Raw genomic sequence first — 18,972 nt, 5'->3', positions numbered from 1 at the left:
TCTCTCAGCTGTCCCACGATCTTCGGAGGAAGATCCGTTCTGTTTCCGGGTCTCCCACCATCAAAGCGCTGCTCTCCCGTACCTGCACACCGTCGAGACGGATAATCGCGGGTCAAGCGCCTTCGTTCCAGGAACCCCGTCCCGAACCATCGGCCGGTGAATCGATGCCAGCGCGTTGCAAGGGATGTACGGGTGCACTGGCCAAAAACCCGTATTCCTCGCTGTGCCTCCACAGCGTCAGGAGTCTGGCCAACTCTCCATACGACAACAGGGGGTACCCGGCTTTCAGCCGCCTCTTCTGCAAAGTGAGCGCCTTGTTCCAGACAAACCGCGCACATTCCCGGTATCGAGTGAGACACTGGGCCTGTTCTCTTGTCGGTTCCAGTCGACAGTAAAAGGGCTTGAGAATTTTCATGTTTCTATGATACACCCAATCTGCCAAGAAAACAAACGTATATTTGCCGAAAAAAGGAGCGGTCCTGTCTCCTTGATCTGACAGATTATCGAGAGTCAGAGAACACCTGAATGCCGCGCCTTATTCTCTTCCCGACATGATTCGAAAACCCTTGACACAAACGTTTGTTCCATCTACACTAAATACGAACATTCGTTTCGTTCTCGCTGCCGCATTCGAAGCATAGAGATGAGGGGACGAGCTGGCTCTCTGGGCGATTGTCGTCCCAATATGCTGACAGAGACAACAGATACCTAGGGAGAGGGGGGCGAGGGGATGGGTACGCCTCTGAGGAGATCGGCCGAAAACGAGAAGGCGCAAGCGATCCGTTTCAGGGTGGATCAACGGAAGGCCGGGGTGCGAGCCTACCCAAGCCGCCACCGGGGCAGATTGGCGCGGGCAAACCGGGCGTGGAATCGGGCCGTGTTTGTGACGGGGCTTCTTGTTGTCATGGGGCTGGGGACAGCGGGAGGAGTTTTGCTGCACCACCATCCCAGGGCCGAAGAGGGAGAGGACAGAACCATCATGGTATACGAAGGCGACACCCTATGGAGCATCGCGTCACAGTATGCGGGACCCGATGTGGATGTGAGGGAGTGGATCTATCAGTTGCGCCAGCTCAACCACTTGACGAGGGAGGGCACCCTTTATCCGGGCATGATTCTTCACTTGCCCGCCTCGCAATGAAGAACCCGAATCGGTATCTAGGGGCCGTTGAGCGCCAAAGGCGCGGACGCCGCTGACAAAATCAACCTTCCGCTTTCGTTCCGATGAGTTGGATCCATTCGGTCAGCCCATCGGCGGTGGGCAACTGATCAAAGTGATGAACCTCCAACCGGCGGTGATCCGCTTCATAAACCGGGATGGTCCAGATTCGCGCATGTGCCGCGCGCTGGAAATCCGCCTGTAACTGTATGCGATACTTCTCATGATCTAAAGCATTCAAATAGCCATCCCCGGACAGCCCGGCGGCTTCGGCACATTCTGTCAGAACTTTGCGGTCCGACACATCCAATCCTTTCAAAAACCGGGCATCAAAGACCTGCTGGTGATACGGCTCCTCAACGCCCTGTTCCCGGGCGTAATACATACCGGTGAGGGCATCTTGGGTGTCAACTGCCCTCATGAGGCGGATGTCGAGGCCCAAATCTTCAGAAGCCGCCTGGACATAGCGCTTCACGCCCTCCCGGTAGTCATCCGGTTTTGGCGGGGGAGAAGCATCCTCGGGCATTGCCCAGGCCACCCATTCGATGGACACACCGGCCCTGTTTGCGGCCTCCCGCAGACGATATCGACCGATATAACAAAACACGCAATTATAATCGAAATAAGAAGTGATTCGCATGGTGAACATCGCACCCCCGTTTCTGGCTATGCCCCGGGTATACTTAGGGCACTTTCTTCTCGATAGCTTCACTTTACCCAAATTGCGGACGGGTGGCAAGATGGAGCGCAGTTGCCCGACAATAACAACCGGATTGGCAATCCTTGTTCTCTGGCTATTGATCCAGCGGGGGAGGGAAAGGTGAGGCTTTTTTGAAGGCCCATTTTGAGTCCGATAATGTACATTATGTAAACTAAAAAAGCGGGGCAATACGTTTCAAGGTCTTTCACCCATTTTTCGGGTGAAGCGTAAACGCGGCAGATTCGGTTGTTTGACCTTTCACCCAGGTTACATTGACCGGCACTGACCTTGTTTCCAGCGGGAAAACGAGGTCCGGTAATTTCAGCACAACCGGGGAATTGGCGCCGGCGCCTGAAGAGACTGTTAAAGAGTTATCGAAAGTCACCGTGACACCGTGAATAGCCTCGTGACCCGTATACTGGACTTGAAGATCATACCGGCCGTATTTTCCCGGTCGTTGGTCCGGGGAAACGGTCAGCTTCCATTCCGCGTTCTGGACCGTCTGCTCCCAGTCCACCCACGCTTGAGGCCCGCCTAAGAGATTGACGACCGCGGGTACGTCATGCAGCATCATCGTGAAGCAATGTACAGCCCGCTCTGGTCGATCTCACTAACGATATGCCGAACCATATTTGGATCCGTCACTTTTTTCGCACTGACCGTAGGTGAGTGGATATCATATTTTGTCACGACTACGAAAGATGGATGAGAGGGCAACGGCGTGAACGTCGGCTGAGGCCGGGGCTCTTTGATTGTTGAACACCCGGTAAACAGCGAAGCGCTAAGTACCGATAGAATTGCGTGGGCTATGCGTATAAATATTTTCAACTCAACTCCCCCCTCTTGGTCCGTTATACCGAACAACTGAATACGTCGCAACCTTTAAATCCCCCAAATATGGGGTCTGCGTATTTATTCAGAAAACTGTTTCACCGAGATCTATACCACATTTTCATCAAAACATAATGACGCGCCGCCCATCCCCTTCCTTCAGGCGAGGCCGGCGGCGCGCCGTTCTTCATGTTTGGGCTGACTCGTCGACAGCATCGATTTTCTTCAACTCCGACTCCAGGCACCCGACGATGCGTCCGGTGGATAAAAAATAAACCGCATAAACGAGTCGATCCTGCAAAAACCATCCCCGGTCCACCACCACGCCGCGGTCGCCGCGCCGGGCGAGGATCGCTCCCCGGGACTCCATGGGGTACGTCCCGTCATTCCGGATATCCCTTACGCATTCCACGACGTCTTCCAAATTCAAAACCGATCCCATGTTCCATCCCACTCCCTTTCACAGGACCGGCGTGTGATTGCCGTCATCGAATGTGTTCCCAGCGGTGGACGGAGTTCATGGGGCCTGCCCCTGGCGTCTACCGATAACACGCATTTACCGAGGAAGTGGAGCACATCTGAGAGCAGCCGGCGCAACCGGTCCCGGCCTGGGCATCTTTGAACACCGAAAAAAGCCCCGCCTCCTGGGGGGTGCGCATCTGGAGTTCCCGGTAAGCCCGGATCAATGCTTCCCGGTACACCGGCCACCTTTCTTCCCAGCAAAGCGCCGCACACTCCTTCCCCATCTCGTTGAGAAGCTCCCCGTATCGCCGAAGGATGTGCAGTCGCTTCGCCCCAAGTACATTCCGGTCGTAGGCCACATCAAAAAAGGCAAAATAGTCCTCGGCGTCTGTCAGCTGCAAAAACTCCTCTTCGGTCTTCATGGCGTCCTCCCACCTTTGCCTTCAGCTGAAACTTGGTACCTTCCACGTGTGGGGTACCTGCGGGCGTCTAAGGGGCAGAACCGCGGCCACAACGAGGTGTCCATTTTAGTCCTTCTGTTTGGGCCGCGCCTTGAGGCCTAGACCCGCACATGAGGCCGGTCCCCGCATACCGGGCAATGGGGGTTTCTGGCCACCTGGATCGCGTGGGTATCCATATAGAGTAGATGCAAGGAGAACAGCGTTCCCATAGAGAGCCCTCTCCCCCCGCCCGCCACCCGCTTTTGTGTGATCCATTTGACAGCTTCGGAAGCCGCCATGGCTCCGGCTGCCCCGGCTACCGCGCCCAGCACCGGAAACCCAAGGGGCTGCCACGCCTCGGCTGCGTCCCTCGCATGAAGGCACTCCAAACACGGTCCGAGTTTGGGAATGACCCAAAACAGGAAAATCTCCCACCCGTACATGGCCGCTTCCATCATGGGCACGCCCTGGCGGACACAAAGTTCGTTGAGTTTAAACCGTTCTTCCATATCGTACCGGGCATCGATGACCAGATCGGCCTGTTTCAACCAGGGGTCGAGACTCACCTCCCCGACCTTGCCCTGAATGGTCGTCACTTTCAAGTCGGGGTCAAAGGCTCTCAGCGTTTTCTCTGCCTCCTCCACCCTCGGCCGGCCGAGGCTTTCCCAATTCATCAAGGTCTGCCGATTCAGATCGGGCAACTGGACCACGCCATCGTGCAGGAGAATGAGATGTCCAACCCCGGCGGCCGCCAGATACAAGGCGCAGGCGCCCCCGAGCCCCCCGATCCCCGCCACGAGCACCGTACTCTCCTTCAACCTTTGTTGGCCGTCTTCACCGATCAAGGGCAACTGACGGGCGTATCGGGAAGAGGACGACGTCAGGACGGTAACAGATGAGCGATCTTCGAGCACGTCTCCCATCGCGCCAACCCCTCCTTCACGATGGACTGCCCCAAAGCTTCTAACTGGTCCAGATTGTCAAACAGGTACCTTCGCGGGACATCCCTCAACCCTTCGCTCCACACGACAAACCAATCGGTGTAGAGCACGACTTGGCCGAATCCCTCGGGATCCAACTCCATGGCTACATTGATCACCTGGCCATTCTCGATCAATCGCTCCAACCGGCTGGCCACGGCCTCATAAAACAGATGCACCCTCTGGCGAACCGCGTCCGTCGTCTCCAACGCCAATTCTGCCATCAGATCCCTTTTCCCGCCTTTTCGCACATAATCTTGCAGAATATCCGCATCGGGCTTCCCGTCCAGTACCCCGTACGTGTCCCGGGCTCGAACCAACCGAGCCAATTCCGTCACAAATGAGCCCCGCTGCTCTCTCACCACCGCCACACTCCGTCCTCCTTCCTCCTCGCCGCGTGCCGCTACACCCGTTCCCCGCGTGGATAAAGGGGCTTCTCCTCCTGGACGCGGGCAACGAAGGCTTCACTCTTGAATGCTCACGGACCGGACGAATTCGCAGCACCGGCTTCACTCATCAGGATTTTCCGCAACCAAGGCGGAGGGTTGTGGGTGAGAACCCGGTGCATGTCTGCGAGGATCGACACCAAGGGCTCGCCTTCCCGCACCTTGACCGGGTGAATCCGTGCCCGGGTCACCCGGGCTGCCGCCGCCGCCCCGATGGCGTTGACATAGAGGATTGCGCAATCCCGGATGGCCTCGATCCGTCCATCGATTCGCTGCACCTCCTCCTCCCCGTCTTCGATCATCCGCCTTTCCAAAAACCGCGAACCCTCCGTGCCGATTTCGTAAATATCAAAAGACTGTGCATGGCCAAAATGACAATTGACCGTCACGCCATCCTCGGTGGCAAAAGCCACTTTCACGTCCATCACCCCCAAAAGACCCGTTATGCCCTCTGACCCAGGCATCACTCGCTCGGATGCACTTCTTCCCTCTGCATCAACCGGGAACCGACCCGGGCGAGCCACTCCCACAGCCCTCGATACCCCACCGATGCTTCATTTGGAACTCCGAGTCGGTCCCATACCGGCAAACCGCCGGAAAGAAACGGCACCCCCGTCCTCCGGGCAACCCTGGCGCCGTGGGAATTGCTCACCCAAAGATCCACCGAACATCCTTCCCAACGGGCCACACACTCTTCCAAATCCCCGTAATCCCCCTCTGGCCACCATGCTGAATACCCAAAGGCCTTCGGATCGTCCGCCGCCACGGCGGCGACCACCGACGCCCCCATCCCGACAAAGGCCGCTTCGGTCATGCAGAGCCAATCGGGTTCTCCTGCGAGCACCACCCGGATCCCCGAAAATAGCGCGTGCACATCAAGCATGCGGTCCATCAGGCGATCCCGCTGGATCCGCATCGACTCAGGGACCTTGCCGCCGCCAATTCGCAACAGCAACTCCAAGAAATCGTCCACCGCGTCCAGAGTGTTGAGATGCGGGATATTCACATGCCTGCCCTTGGCCCGGGCCGCCACGTCCTCCCCTGCCCGCTGGGCGGTGCGGCCAAAAGAGAACGTATACGCCGACCAACTCATCCGGGCCAGGTCGGACAACGAAGTCCCCCCGTCCAGTCCGTCCAGCTCGCCATCGCCCAAATGTCCGTCCATGGACGTGGAGAGATCCGGCAGAGCGAGGGGCGAAAGCCCCATCGCCGCCACCATGTTCTTAACCTCCTCCACATCTCCCGGCCCATAGCCCGGCCCAAAAATCAAATTGACCTGTCCGGGTATCCAAGGCTGTCCGTCTCCCCGGGGCGGGACACATGCCTTTACCACCGCTTCCACCGCCGCGCGGTACCCCGTACTGAGTCCTCCGCGAAAATCCGGCGCGTGCACCACGACCACCGGCGGACCGCCCGGGCGGCTGACTCCGTATTCGATCACCGCGCCTTCCACGTCGTCCCCCGAGGTTTCCGTCAGTGCGGTGGTGATCATGCCGATCACCGAAGGGTTTTGTTTGCGAATCGTATTGTCCAGAGCTTTAAAGACCGCATCCTGGGCTCCGAGAATCACCGTCTCCTGGGACAGTGCCGTTGTCCCCAGGGGAATCGGCTCCCGAAAATGCCGGGTGAGCACATTTTTTGCAAAAGCTGCACACCCCTGAGACCCGTGCAAGATGGGCACCGCCCGGTCCATGCCGAGAAACACCAGCGCCGCTCCCAGGGGGGCGCTCATTTTCAGGGGGTCGATGGACAGCGGCTTTTTCTTCGCCTGTCCTGGACTCAAACCTTGCATATCGCCCATTCCTCCGCAGCCGATTCCGCCTCCATGCCGCCCTTGCCGAACCGCCCGTCTCCCTCGGCAATTTGACGGTACACCGGGTGGGTCAACTCCAACGCGAGATCCTGGGCGAGCCGGCGCATCCCCTCGTAACCCGCGTAGGGACGGTGGCGCTCTTGATTCACATCGATAAACGGTACCCTTCCCTTCACAGCCGTATACTGATTGCGCCCCCCGGCCAGGAGGATATGGGCCCCGCGTTCCCGCATGGTCTTCAAAATCACCTTGGGGCCACCTTCTTCCATGATCACGCCACTCTCGCCGAGGAGACTTTTCATCTTCGCCACATCGTCCATCGTACTTTTCCGGCTGGATGTGGCCACCACTTCCATCCCCAAATCCTGAAGAGCAGAAATAAACGCCCAGGATTTTACCCCACCCGTGTACAGCAGCGCTTTTTTCCCCTTCAAAATCTCCCGGTACGGCCGCAGGTCATGGTCTAGCCTCGCTTCTTCCCGCTTGATCAAGGCCTCCACCCGTTCAGGAACCTCACCGCCGAGAATCCTCCCGAAATTGCGGAGCGCCTCCCCGGTTTCCCGAATCCCATAGAAGGAGCCTTCAAAATACGGGATTCCATAGCGATCCAACAACCCCTGGGCCAGGTTGATCAGGGCCCGGCCGCAGACCACCATTGTCGCTTTGGCCCGGTGGGCAGTGCGGATGTCCCCAAACCGCCCGTCGCCGGTGATAGAGGCGAGAATCCGGATCCCCGCTTCCTCAAAAAGCGGCTTCACCTGCCAGAGTTCTCCGGCGATGTTATATTCCCCCACGAGATTGACGTCATACGGCGTGGAAACCTCCGGCTCCCGGGTGCCGATCACATACTCCAACAGCGCTTCCCCCGCCATGCGATTGCCGAGATTCTTGCTTCCAATAAAACCGGGGCTGTTCACCGGGACCACCGGGAGATCGAGCTCCCGGGACGCTTTGGCGCACACCGCTTCCAAGTCCTCTCCGATCAGCGCCGTCACGCAGGTACTGTATACAAAGACCGCCGGGGGCGCAAACTTGCGAACCGCTTCGTGAATGGCCGCCTCGAGTTTTTTCTCCCCGCCGAAAATGATCTCTTGTTCCGACAGATCGGTCATGAACCCTCTCCAGGTCATCTCCGGGCCTGCGCTCAGGCTGCCCCGGGCCTCCCAGCTGTTGGCCAGGCAGGCGGACGGCCCGTGAACCAAGTGCAAGACATCGGCGATGGGCAAAAGGGTGATTTGCGCGCCGTCAAAGGCGCACCCTCCCATGGCGCTGCCCGGTTCGGGCTTGGGACAGCCGGCATTGCGCTTTTTCCCCTTCGCCCGGTTGTGCTCACAAGCCGGCTGATCAAAAATCTCGTGAAGCGGTTTCATCCCTCTCCCTCCCCCCGGCGAAGATGTCGGTCTTCAGCGGATTACGTCAAAACTGTGGGCCGGGGCCTTGCGGTCCAACTCTTCCAGGACGGTGTTCACGATCATCTGCAGCAGATTCAAGGCCCCCCGATACCCGACGATGGGATTTCGGTGCAGATGATGCCGGTCAAAGATCGGAAACCCGACGCGCACGAGCGGAATATCGGCCTCTCTTGAGATCAGCTTGAGATAGGAATTGCCAATTAACAAATCCACGGGTTCTGTGAAAACGAGAGAGCGAAGGTGCCACATATCGTACCCGACCCACACTTTGGCGGACTGGCCGTAAGGACTCCCGGCTAAAAGACTCTCCATCTCTTCCTTAAAATCGTTGTCCCCGTTGGTACACACGATGTGAACCGGTTCTGCACCCACCTCCAACAAGAACGCCGTCACACCCAGCAACATATCCGGATCCCCGATCAAGGCCACCCGCCGCCCGTGGGTGTACGCGTGGGAATCGAGCATGGCATCCACCACGCGCCCCCGCTCTTCTTGAATCTGTTTCGGCACCCGTTTTCCGGTCAGCCGGCTCACCGTCTGCAAAAAGGCATCCGTACCCCGAACCCCGATGGGAGAACTGACCACCGCCTCCTGTTTCCAGCGGCTGCTGACCAGTTGCATCGTCCGACGGGTGCTGTATCGTTGGAGGGCAATGGTCGCTCTGGCCCTCGCAGCATTTCGCAGCTCCGGTAGCGGCGTCCCGCCGGGATACATGTGGTATTCTCCAAGGGCCGGAGAATCCAGGGCGTCCGACGTATCTCCCAGGAGCGTGTAGGGAACCTCCATGAGGTCCAGCAGACGCTTGATTTCCCGGAGATTTCCGGTATACGTGTCAAAGCCGGGTATAATATTGATCCGCTCACTGGTCTCGTCCCGTTTTCCTTTCGCTTGGTCGGCCAGAATCGCCCTCATCATGTTGTCGTACCCGATGATGTGAGAGCCCACAAAACTCGGCGTATTGGCCCAGGGCAGCGGCAGGTCTTCGGAGATCACCCCCTCTTCCCGGAAGTCCTGAATAAACGACCCCAAATCATCACCGATCACTTCTGCCATACAAGTGGTACAGATGGCGATCATGTCCGGGCGATAGAGAGCCAACGCGTTTTGCAGCGCTTCCCGCAGATTTTTCATCCCGCCGAACACCGCTGCGTCTTCCGTCATGGAAGACGAAACGGCGGGAAAGGGCTCTTTATAGTGCCTGGAAAAATGGCTTCGAAAGTACGCCACGCATCCCTGGGAGCCGTGCACCAAGGGCAAAGTGTTGCGAAAACCAAACGCCGCCAAGATTCCCCCCAGAGGCTGGCACGCCTTTGCCGGGTTAATGAGAAAATCCTTTCGCTCAAGATTCAGCTCCCGATATTCCCAACTCTTCGTCCATTCCAAAACTTCTTTGACGCGCTCCTCGGGGGTTGCATCTTCAAAATACTTTTTGTCCTCGAACAGTTGCCGGTAGTCCTCGCAACTGAACAGGGTGTTATGATCCCGCACCGCCACTGTGCCCGTTCCCGCCGGGGGAACTCCCCCGGCGGCTGAACGTTCCTGGGCCGCCTTATCTTCGTGCATTTTCGATCACCTCACGACTCAAAGGGCGTTTGGATGAGATCCCAGCTGGGATTGTTGATCGCCATGTCCATGTCCCTCGCAAAAACCGGGAAACCGTCAAATCCATGGTACGGACCGCTGTAATCCCAGGAATGCATTTGACGGAAGGGCAGGCCCATTTTGTGATAAACGTACTTTTCCTTGATGCCCGACCCCACGAGATCGATATCCAGGCGTGAAGCGAATTGTTCCAACTCGTAGGCGGTGGGATCGTCGTAGATGATGGTGGCTTCCTGAACCTCCCGGGCCGTCCGCTCGTAATCGTCTTCATGGGCGAACTCATACCCGGTGGCCACCACTTCCATCCCCAGGTCTTCGTAAGCACCGATCGTATGCCTGGGCCGGAGGCCGCCCACCAGTAACATGACTTTTTTGCCTTCCAAACGAGGACGGTATTTCTCGATGGTCGCTTGCATCATCGGTTCATAGGCTTCAATCACTTTTTCCGTCTGCTCCTGGATCTTATCGTCGAAATACGAAGCGATTTTTCGCATACTTTCCTTGATCTTGGTCGGCCCAAAGAAGTTGTACTCCACCCACGGGATGCCGTATTTTTCCTCCATGTGGCGGCAAATATAGTTCATCGACCGATAACAGTGGATGAGATTCAATTTTGCCCTGGGAGTATGAGCCAACTCCTGCATCGTCCCGTCCCCGGACCACAATGCCACCACCCGCAGACCCATTTCCCGGAAAATTTTGAGCGTCGACCACGCGTCGCCGCCAATGTTGTAATCTCCGATCACCGCCACATCGTAGGGCGTTCCTTCATCGGGAATATCCCGGGAACCGAGCACCCAGTCGCGAATCGAATCGTTTGCGATGTGGTGTCCGAGAGACTGGCTCACTCCACGAAATCCTTCGCAGCGCACGGGGACCACGGGCTTCCCGATCTGGGCGGAGGTCTCCCGGGCCACAGCCTCGATATCGTCGCCGATCAGGCCGATGGGACATTCAGACTGGATCGTAATGCCCTTGTTCAGCGGGAACAGTCGATCGAGATCCTGGATCATCTTTGTCAATTTTTTGTCGCCGCCAAACACCACATCCCGTTCTTGAAAATCGCTGGTGAACTGCATGCTGACAAAGGATGTCACGCCCAGGATCCCGTTGTAATAATTCCTTCGGGACCACCAGCTGTATTGACCGCAGCCGACTGGGCCGTGAGAAATGTGGATCACATCTTTGACCGGGCCCCATACAACCCCTTTGGATCCCGCATAAGCACACCCGCGAATGGTCATGACGCCAGGGCGCGACTTCACATTATTGGCCACGGCACAGGATCCCGCATCTTCCGGATCACTGACACCGATGTGCTTGGCTCGCTCTTCCCGCGTTTTCTTTGGATAAACCGTCAGCACTTCGTCGACGATTTTGCGCTTTTCTTCAATCGTTGTTCCACTGCTCACACTCCGCGCCCCCTTTCCCCTGCGCCTTTAGCTCCATATGGCCCGCATCGTCAGTTGGCCGCGAGTTTTTCCGCCTCTTGTTCTTCCTTCGCCGCTTGCTCCTGCTCCATCTGCTCGAGTTTGCGCAGCTGGGTCTCTTCGTCTTCGATGACGCCGAACTCCAGCAACAGTTCCTCCAGCTCATCCATGCCAATGGGTGTCGGAATCGACAGTTGACGGTTTTTGTCGATTTTCGAAGCCAACTCTTCATACACTTTTGCCTGAGGATGATCCGGCGCGTATTCCACCACCGTCATCCGGCGCAACTCGGCGTGCTGGACGATGTTGTCCCGGGGGATGAAGTGGATGACCTGGGTGTTCAGCCGACGGGCCAACTCCTCAATCAACTCCAGTTCCCGGTCGACTTTTCGGCTGTTGCAGATCAGTCCTCCCACGCGCACCCCGCCGCTGTGGGCGTATTTCAGAACGCCTTTGCAGATGTTGTTGGCGGCGTACATGGCCATCATCTCGCCGGAGGTCACGATGTAGATCTCCCGGGCTTTGTTTTGCCGGATCGGCATCGCAAACCCGCCGCACACCACGTCGCCCAACACGTCGTAGACCACGTAGTCGAGACCTTCATAGGCTCCTTGCTCTTCGAGGAAAGTGATTGACGTAATAATGCCCCGTCCGGCACATCCGACCCCGGGCTCCGGTCCGCCGGACTCCACACATTTGATATCCCGAAACCCCGTCTGCAGCACATCGTCCAGGACCAGGTCTTCCACCGAACCCCGGGCCGCCGCCAGATGCAACACCGTCTCCTGAGATTTTTGATGAAGAATCAGCCGCGTGGCGTCCGCTTTGGGGTCACATCCCACGATCATGATCTTTTTGCCCATCCCCGCCAGAGCAGCGATGGTATTCTGGGAGGTGGTGGACTTCCCGATTCCACCCTTGCCGTAAAATGCAATCTGCCTCATGGATACGACTCCTTTCCTTTCCACCCGGTGTGGTGGTTTTTCGGTCATATGATATCACCATAGTCGTTATATATCATTACATATGAGAACCTGTTTTGTCAGATTTCTATCCTTGTGCAAACAATCACGTGCCTGAAGAATGGCAGTTCTCTCGTTCCAAGACCGATCGACTGAACAGATAGCCGTGGCCATACTTGTTCTCAATCGTACAGGCCCGACCAGGATGTACATGCAATTTTTTTCTCAAGGAGCGGACCACCACGTACAGACCGTCGTATCCCCCCTTGTCGGCACCCCAAATCTCCGTCAACAACGTGTCATAATCCACGACTTGGCCCTCTCGCGCCAGGAGGCATTCCATCAACCGGTACTCCCGGGGAGAGAGATCGATCCGCAACCCGCCCGACCAGAGGCACCGGAAAGACTTGTCGAGGAGCAGCCCGGGGGACAGTTCCACCAACGTGCCCTGCACGCCCATCGCATGAGAAGTATCCGGGGAGGGTCGGCAGGACGGGGGGACAACTTTGACGTTTTCCGCGACGTGACGAACCATATCGAGAAGCTCCTGCGGATAAAACGGATCGGGCAGTACCTGCGAGCCTTGCCGGTTCAGATGCTTCCCCATCCGGGACTCCCGGGAGGGCCCGATGACCACGGTGGGAATTTTTTTCGATCGGGTCAAGATCAGGCAGCGGATGTCCGGAAAAGGACATGTCCCCGGACAGTCAAAAATCAACAAATCAAACAAGCCGTTTCGGGCACTCTTTTCAAAGACGGACCAATACCGGCTGTTGAACACCATGTGCCCGTCTTCCTCTGCCACTGCTGTTACAATCCGGGTGAGAAGACCTCTCGCGCTCAGCAATCCCACATTCACGACCGTCACCCTCGCTTCCGCAGAGATGAACCGAAGAAGGACAGGGTTAAACCCGAACGGCGTGCAAAGTGGCTGCAAATCGTTCTGCGATATCCTCTACAGCGTGACTAGATAGCTCCTGTCCGAAACTGAAGCGAATCATGCCCATCGCCGCATCTTCCGGGAACCCCATCGCCAGGAGCACCGGGGAGGGTTGCCCTTCCCCGGAGCGGCAGGCGGATCCCGAGGACACCTGTAGGCCCCTCTGACTCAAAGCGACCACCAGCCCGTCCCCATTTTCGCCGGGAACCCCCACCGCCAGGATGCCGGGATGGCTCTCCTGCTGGGGAGTGAAGCGCACCAGCCCGAGTTTGCGGATTTTCAGGGCCGACCATAGGCGTCTCCGCGTCTGTTCCAGGTGCACACCCCTGAGTTGGTATTCTCTTCGAAGTCCCCGAACGGCTTCCGCCAACCCCGCAATCCCCGGGACATTCTCGGTGCCCGGCCGTCTCCCGCGCTCTTGCCTCCCAGGACCAAAAGGAAATCGGAACGGCGTGCCCCGCCTCAGAAAGAGGATCCCTGTCCCTTGGGGGCCGTACACTTTGTGGCCAGAAATCGACAGAAGGTCAACCTCCGAACACGCGGCGGCGACATCGAAGACTGACGCGGCCGCGACGGCATCTGTGTGAAACAGCGCCCCCGCCTCTCGGGAAAGGCGTGCCAACTCCTTGATCGGTTGAACGGTTCCCACCTCGCTGTTCACCCACTGCACACTGACCAAAAACGTGTACTCAGACAGGGCTTGCGCCAACACATCGGGGGATACCCGGCCCTGGCGGTCCACCGGGAGAAACTGCACCTCATACCCTTGTTGGCGGAGGGCAGCCGCACAGGCGATGACCGAGTGGTGCTCGACGGCTGACAGCAAAATCTGTCGCCGCCGAGGGTACGCCTCCCGGGCCCGCATTCCCGACACCGTCCCCCACAGGGCCAATTGGTTAGACTCGGTTCCGCCAGATGTAAAGATCACTTCAGAGGGGCGACAGGACAACCAGCCCGCCACCTCTTCCCGGGCTTCCTCGACGATCTTTCGCGCCAGGGCACCTCGCCCGTGCTGGGAAGAGGGGTTGCCCCAGTAAGATTCCATAACCTGTGTCATTCTCTGGATCGCCGAATCGGAGGGAGGCGTGGTCGCCGCATAGTCGAGATAATAGAATACCGACGTTTCCGACATCGTCGTCACGCTCCTTCCGCCCGGGTTCACCCGGCCGTTTTTTCTTCATTCCGAAGCCGGTCGGCCACCGCTTGCCCGTCCTTGGAAGACTTGCACAGTTCGCGGTATAACCGGCACACTGCCTCTTCGCTGAGAAATCGCTTTTGGACGACGGCCAGAAGGCGGATTTCCTCAAGAAGAGCGTCGAGTTGGTCGGCGGTGGGGAGGTACCCGCGCCCTTCCAGAATTCGGCGCAGCCCATTTCGTCCCGAATGTTTCCCGAACACCACCGAGTGCGCCCGCCCGACCCACTCCGGAGGGTAGGGTTCGTAGGTTTCCGGGGATTTGAGTACGCCATCGACGTGAATGCCCGACTCGTGGGTGAATACTCGGTCACCCACCACCGGGGCCTGGAGGGGGATGTGCATCCCGGATGCTGCGGACACCTGTTCGGCCAGGCGGCGCAACAGAGGCAGCCGGATGTGCACCTCTTTGCCCAACAACCGCCGGACGGCCACAGCCACCACCTCAAAAGCCGCATTACCCGCCCTCTCCCCCAACCCGAGCACGGTGGTGCCCACCCAATCAGCCCCGGCTTCTACAGCCGCCAGGGTATTGGCCACTGCCAATCCCAAGTCGTTGTGGCCGTGAAACTCAAGGCTTTTCGCCCCTGCGTCTTTCAACCGCAAAATCAACTCCCGGGTCGAAAAGGGAGTCAGCACTCCCAAGGTGTCGGCCACCCGAAATCGAAGGATGGGGTAGGGCTCCAGGGCCCTGACTACCCGGGACAAAAACAGGGGGTCGGCCCGGGAGGCGTCTTCAAACCCCACCGAAATCTGGCTGTCCCTTGAACAAGCTTCCTCGACGACCGCCAGGAGCTGAAACAGGGCTTCCTCCCGGGACACGGACAGTTTTTTGTGCAGCATGACATCGGAGACCGGCATAGCCATATGGAGGCGGGAGGCCCCGCATCGAAGGGAAGCGGCAATATCCTCCCACCTGATCCGGTTCCAAGCCACCCGCCGCGCTCTGATGGGCAGAGAGATCAATTCTGCCAGGTCCTCTTCCTCCCGTCCGCCCATGGCGGGGACGCCCACCTCAATTTCGTCGACCCCCACTTCATCTAAAAGCTGTGCCAGGGCGATTTTTTCCGCCCGGCGAAAAGCGACTCCCGGGGCCTGTTCTCCGTCGCGCAATGTAGAGTCGCAGAAGTACACTCTCACGATACAACCCCGCCTTTCCCCTATGGCCGTCACCCGGCACCCCTTCAACAGGCCGCCGCATGCTACGCTTCTATCCCAACCTGATCCTGGGCATGCAGATCGGCCAACCGAAAGAGCTCTTGTTCCACCGGCCCGTAGCCCGTAACCACCTGAATCCCCATCTCTTCCAGAGCCGACTTCGGCCCGGGCCCGATTCGGGTACACAACACATATCGGCAATCTGCAATCATGCGAGCGATCTCGTCGATCCGCCCTTCTCCTTCCCCACAGGTTTCGATGCCCGAACAATAATTCCCGACTTTGCGAGCCGTGAGAAACTTGAGCCCCGTAGGCGAGACTTCATAAATTTGAAATTCCTTGGTATGACCGAAGTGCAGATTCACCTTGTTCCCTCCGGAGGTGGACACCGCCACCCGAAACGGCAGAAATTCATCCGTTCTGGAAATCCGCAAATTGGCAGCCGCTGCCCTGCGTGCGGCGGACATCCTTTCAATCCGGCGATCCAGCTCCATGTGCAGTTTTTTACGTTGTTCCGGATCATATTGAGCAGACATCTGACGGAATTTTTCCTTTGTAAATTCGCCGCTGAGGTCTTCTCCCAACAGCCCGACAGCATCCGCCCGGCATTGCCGGCAGTGGCGCATGAGACGATCACCGGCGCCACTCCGTTCCTGGGCCGCTGCCACATCCTCCGGCAGTGCCGCCCTGCGGCCTTCTTTTTGAAAATCGGACCCGTCAGCGATGATCAACGGCATAATGTTGTGCAGAAAAGCTCCGCGTTTCCTGACCTCCGCGGAAATGTCCGCCATATGGACATCGTTCAAACCCGGAATTAACACAGAGTTAACTTTAATGAGAATTCCGGCTTTCACCAGTTCCCTCATGCCCTCCATCTGCCGCTCCAACAGAAGCCGGGCCGCCTCAATACCTGTCAACAACTTGCCCTGCCAGGTTACGTATCGATAGATATGCTGGCCCACTTCAGGATCTACAGCATTAATGGTGATGGTCACGTGGTCGATCCCCAGCTCTCGGATGGTGTCCACGTGGTCGGGGAGCGCCAGACCGTTGGTACTGAGACACAACTTCATGTCCGGCGCCGCTTGGCGGATCAACTCGAAGGTGCGGAACGTCTGTCGGGGATTCGCCAGAGGATCCCCGGGTCCTGCAATGCCCACGACGGTGGTATTGCGGATGACCGATCCCACCGCCAATACTTTTTGCGTCGCCTCTTCCGGAGTAAGAAGTTCACTGGTGACACCCGGCCGGCTTTCGTTCATACAATCGTATTTCCTGTTGCAATATTTGCACTGAATATTGCACGCCGGAGCCACCGCCACGTGCATCCGGGCGAAAAAGTGGTGAGCTTCCTCGCTGTAACACGGGTGGCGTTTAACTTTCTCGATTATCGATTCAGACAGCCCTTCCACCGATCTCCCCCGGGACGCGCTCCCTTCCACGCCGCAGGTTGCCGAGACTGAGCTCCCCACCCTTTCGCACCCTTTCAACGTCATCACTCCCCTGAGATTGGTCTTTTCCACACCTAGTGTTATGTTCACGTTAATTATAATTACTATATCGGGAAAAATCCTTACGTTTTTATTGGCTTATGATCAGACTTACAGTACGATCGCACCAGAGGACCATGATTGTAGGAAAACATGCCAATTTCCTTCCGCCACGGCTCTGTCTCCCGGCGTGGCGGATGAGATTTTTGCTGGAGACGACACAAAAATGGGGATAATCCCTGATTTCTTTTGCCACTGCCAGAGGCTATCATCAAGTTGATGTAAAAACGTTGTTGCTGCCCGAGAGGATACATCACAGACGACAATAGGAGAGGAGGCGTTCAACATGGCCAAAGTCGTGATCCTCGGCGCGGGGTTCTCGGGTCAAACGGCCGCATTGTACCTCAAAAAAGAACTGGGCCACGAACACGACGTCACCGTGGTCAGCCCATGGCCGCGGTTCACGTATATCCCTTCCCTGGTTTGGGTGGGCATTGGACGGATGGCTCCCGAGAAAACAATGTTTGAACTCGCGCCCATGTACGACAAGCACGGCATCCATTTTCTTCAAGCCTGGGCGCGGGAGATCCATCCCGACGAACAGTACGTGCTAACCGAAGACAAGGAGGGAAACCTCGAGAAAGTCCCTTATGATTACCTGATCAATGCCACCGGCCCCCACCTTAATTTTGAAGGTACCCCGGGATTGGGACCGGACCAGGGCACCACCCAGTCTATTTGCAACATTCATCATGCCAAGCTCGCCCGGGACGCCTACCTCGAGACGGTGCAGCGGATGGAGAAAGGCGATCGGGTCAAGATTCTGGTGGGGACGGGCCACGGGACCGCCACCTGTCAGGGCGCGGCACTGGAGTATATCACGAACATTCACAATGACTTGGTCAAACGGGGTTTGCGTGATAAAGCGAAGATCATGTGGATCAGCAATGAACCCAAGCTGGGGGATCTGGGCGTAGGCGGAATCACCGCCCGAAAATACGGCTACATCATGGACTCGGAAACCTTCGCCCGCTCGCTATTTGCTGAACAAGAAATTTACTACCAGGTGCAAACCGCGGTCACCCACGTGGAGAAGGGGAAAGTTTACTGGGAGAATTACGAAGGAGAACAAGGAGAAACGGAATACGATTTTGCCATGCTGATCCCCCAGTTTCAGGGGACCAAGGTCAAATATATCGACAAAGACGGCCAAGACATCACAGCGAAGATGACCAATCCCGGCGGATTCATGTTAGTCGACGGGAACTACGGCAAGAACCCCGCCGAAGTCACCGCCGACGATTGGCCTGGCACGTATCAGTCGCCCTTGTACAAGAATGTCTTCGCCGCCGGCATCGCCTTTGCCCCTCCCGGACCGATCTCAAAGCCCTATGTCAATCGCAACGGCGTTCAGATCACCGCCTCACCGCCGCGCACGGGAATGGCGTCGGGCATCATCGGCCGGGTGGCGGCCGAGAACGTCATCGACCTCATCCGGGGCAAGGAACCTTCCCATCACGAATCAATGGCCGAGATGCCCGGGGCCTGCATCGCTTCCATCGGCAAATCCCTGTGGGACGGGTCGGCGGCCTCCATCGTGATGTATCCGGTGGTTCCCGATTACAAGCGCTACCCGGAATACGGTCGGGACCTGGACGTGAGTGTCATGGAAATCGGTTTGGCCGGCGCCTGGATCAAGCGGACTCTTCATACCCTGTTTCTCTATAAAATGAAAGGAAATCCGGGATGGAGCCTGATTCCCGAATAACAAAGGTCGGCCCACCCCGAAAGGAGACGGGCAACCATGGAACTGATCAAAACCATGAAACCGACACGACGAACCCTCTTCCTGCGAAAATGCAAGATCGTGCAGTTCATCCGATTCATCGCCCTGAACCTGCGTATTCTCAAAACGGCGTGGTTCCCGCCCCGGCGGCGGTAACCCCTCTCTGT

19 protein-coding genes are annotated in these 18,972 nt (G+C 57.6%); 3 read left to right on the top strand and 16 right to left on the bottom strand.

From position 1 onward, the window contains the following. Positions 1-112 precede the first annotated feature (112 nt). On the bottom strand, positions 113-415 hold the full coding sequence (locus CVV65_RS08175) for a helix-turn-helix domain-containing protein (protein WP_232796736.1): 303 nt from the start codon (positions 413-415) through the stop codon (positions 113-115). Positions 416-730: 315 nt separating this feature from the next. Here CVV65_RS08175 and CVV65_RS17150 point away from each other — a divergent pair, with 315 nt between their 5' ends. Further along, on the top strand, positions 731-1,141 hold the full coding sequence (locus tag CVV65_RS17150) for a LysM peptidoglycan-binding domain-containing protein (RefSeq protein ID WP_100667706.1): 411 nt from the start codon (positions 731-733) through the stop codon (positions 1,139-1,141). Positions 1,142-1,202: 61 nt separating this feature from the next. Here CVV65_RS17150 and CVV65_RS08165 read toward each other — a convergent pair whose 3' ends face one another. From CVV65_RS08165 to nifB, 15 genes are all read right to left on the bottom strand, one after another. Beyond that, positions 1,203-1,808: a DsbA family oxidoreductase gene (locus tag CVV65_RS08165; protein WP_100667705.1), complete on the bottom strand. Its 606-nt coding sequence runs from the start codon at positions 1,806-1,808 to the stop codon at positions 1,203-1,205. A gap of 1,069 nt (positions 1,809-2,877) precedes the next feature. Further along, a complete protein-coding gene (locus CVV65_RS08155) occupies positions 2,878-3,132 on the bottom strand; it encodes a nitrogen fixation protein NifZ (protein WP_100667703.1) in 255 nt (84 codons plus the stop codon). A gap of 97 nt (positions 3,133-3,229) precedes the next feature. Beyond that, positions 3,230-3,574 carry a nitrogenase-stabilizing/protective protein NifW gene (locus CVV65_RS08150; protein WP_100667702.1) on the bottom strand — a complete coding sequence of 115 codons (345 nt, stop codon included), beginning with the start codon at positions 3,572-3,574 and terminating at the stop codon, positions 3,230-3,232. A 137-nt stretch (positions 3,575-3,711) separates the two neighbouring features. Further along, positions 3,712-4,515, bottom strand: coding sequence for a HesA/MoeB/ThiF family protein (locus CVV65_RS08145; protein ID WP_100667701.1), 804 nt, complete (start codon positions 4,513-4,515; stop codon positions 3,712-3,714). Continuing rightward, the gene (locus tag CVV65_RS08140; RefSeq protein ID WP_100667700.1) at positions 4,473-4,943 is read right to left on the bottom strand and encodes a DUF269 domain-containing protein; all 471 of its coding nucleotides are present in this window, start codon (positions 4,941-4,943) and stop codon (positions 4,473-4,475) included. Before CVV65_RS08140 ends, CVV65_RS08145 begins: the two co-directional genes overlap by 43 nt. Before the next feature lie 107 nt (positions 4,944-5,050). Then, positions 5,051-5,437 (bottom strand): nitrogen fixation protein NifX, encoded by a 387-nt coding sequence (nifX, locus tag CVV65_RS08135; protein WP_100669310.1) that lies wholly within the window; start codon positions 5,435-5,437, stop codon positions 5,051-5,053. Between the two features lie 44 nt (positions 5,438-5,481). Continuing rightward, positions 5,482-6,810 carry a nitrogenase iron-molybdenum cofactor biosynthesis protein NifN gene (gene nifN / locus CVV65_RS08130; RefSeq protein WP_157935439.1) on the bottom strand — a complete coding sequence of 443 codons (1,329 nt, stop codon included), beginning with the start codon at positions 6,808-6,810 and terminating at the stop codon, positions 5,482-5,484. After that, positions 6,798-8,201: a nitrogenase iron-molybdenum cofactor biosynthesis protein NifE gene (nifE, locus tag CVV65_RS08125; protein WP_100667698.1), complete on the bottom strand. Its 1,404-nt coding sequence runs from the start codon at positions 8,199-8,201 to the stop codon at positions 6,798-6,800. The genes nifN and nifE overlap by 13 nt, the downstream gene beginning before the upstream one ends. Positions 8,202-8,234: 33 nt before the next feature. Next, a complete protein-coding gene (nifK, locus tag CVV65_RS08120; RefSeq protein ID WP_100667697.1) occupies positions 8,235-9,806 on the bottom strand; it encodes a nitrogenase molybdenum-iron protein subunit beta in 1,572 nt (523 codons plus the stop codon). An 11-nt stretch (positions 9,807-9,817) separates the two neighbouring features. Beyond that, positions 9,818-11,257 (bottom strand): nitrogenase molybdenum-iron protein alpha chain, encoded by a 1,440-nt coding sequence (gene nifD / locus CVV65_RS08115; RefSeq protein WP_100667696.1) that lies wholly within the window; start codon positions 11,255-11,257, stop codon positions 9,818-9,820. Between the two features lie 50 nt (positions 11,258-11,307). Next, the gene (gene nifH / locus CVV65_RS08110; protein WP_100667695.1) at positions 11,308-12,219 is read right to left on the bottom strand and encodes a nitrogenase iron protein; all 912 of its coding nucleotides are present in this window, start codon (positions 12,217-12,219) and stop codon (positions 11,308-11,310) included. A 124-nt stretch (positions 12,220-12,343) separates the two neighbouring features. Continuing rightward, complete coding sequence (locus CVV65_RS08105; protein ID WP_133121263.1) at positions 12,344-13,096, bottom strand: winged helix family transcriptional regulator; 753 nt, start codon at positions 13,094-13,096, stop codon at positions 12,344-12,346. 46 nt (positions 13,097-13,142) lie between these two features. After that, positions 13,143-14,309, bottom strand: a complete 1,167-nt coding sequence (locus CVV65_RS08100) for a cysteine desulfurase family protein (protein ID WP_100667693.1) — start codon at positions 14,307-14,309, stop codon at positions 13,143-13,145. 26 nt (positions 14,310-14,335) lie between these two features. Then, positions 14,336-15,511, bottom strand: coding sequence for a homocitrate synthase/isopropylmalate synthase family protein (locus CVV65_RS08095; protein ID WP_157935438.1), 1,176 nt, complete (start codon positions 15,509-15,511; stop codon positions 14,336-14,338). A 62-nt stretch (positions 15,512-15,573) separates the two neighbouring features. Then, complete coding sequence (nifB, locus tag CVV65_RS08090; protein WP_198592173.1) at positions 15,574-17,001, bottom strand: nitrogenase cofactor biosynthesis protein NifB; 1,428 nt, start codon at positions 16,999-17,001, stop codon at positions 15,574-15,576. Positions 17,002-17,365: 364 nt separating this feature from the next. Between nifB and CVV65_RS08085 the strand changes: the two genes are divergently transcribed. Both CVV65_RS08085 and CVV65_RS16945 read left to right on the top strand, forming a co-directional pair. Beyond that, positions 17,366-18,787 (top strand): NAD(P)/FAD-dependent oxidoreductase, encoded by a 1,422-nt coding sequence (locus CVV65_RS08085; protein ID WP_100667691.1) that lies wholly within the window; start codon positions 17,366-17,368, stop codon positions 18,785-18,787. A gap of 36 nt (positions 18,788-18,823) precedes the next feature. Next, positions 18,824-18,961, top strand: coding sequence for a hypothetical protein (locus CVV65_RS16945; RefSeq protein ID WP_198592172.1), 138 nt, complete (start codon positions 18,824-18,826; stop codon positions 18,959-18,961). The last annotated feature ends 11 nt before the right edge of the window (positions 18,962-18,972 follow it).

Source organism: Kyrpidia spormannii, from assembly GCF_002804065.1.
Classification (GTDB): domain Bacteria; phylum Bacillota; class Bacilli; order Kyrpidiales; family Kyrpidiaceae; genus Kyrpidia; species Kyrpidia spormannii.
Note: the sequence above shows the minus strand (reverse complement) of the source record. Positions and strands in the feature narration are given on the sequence as shown.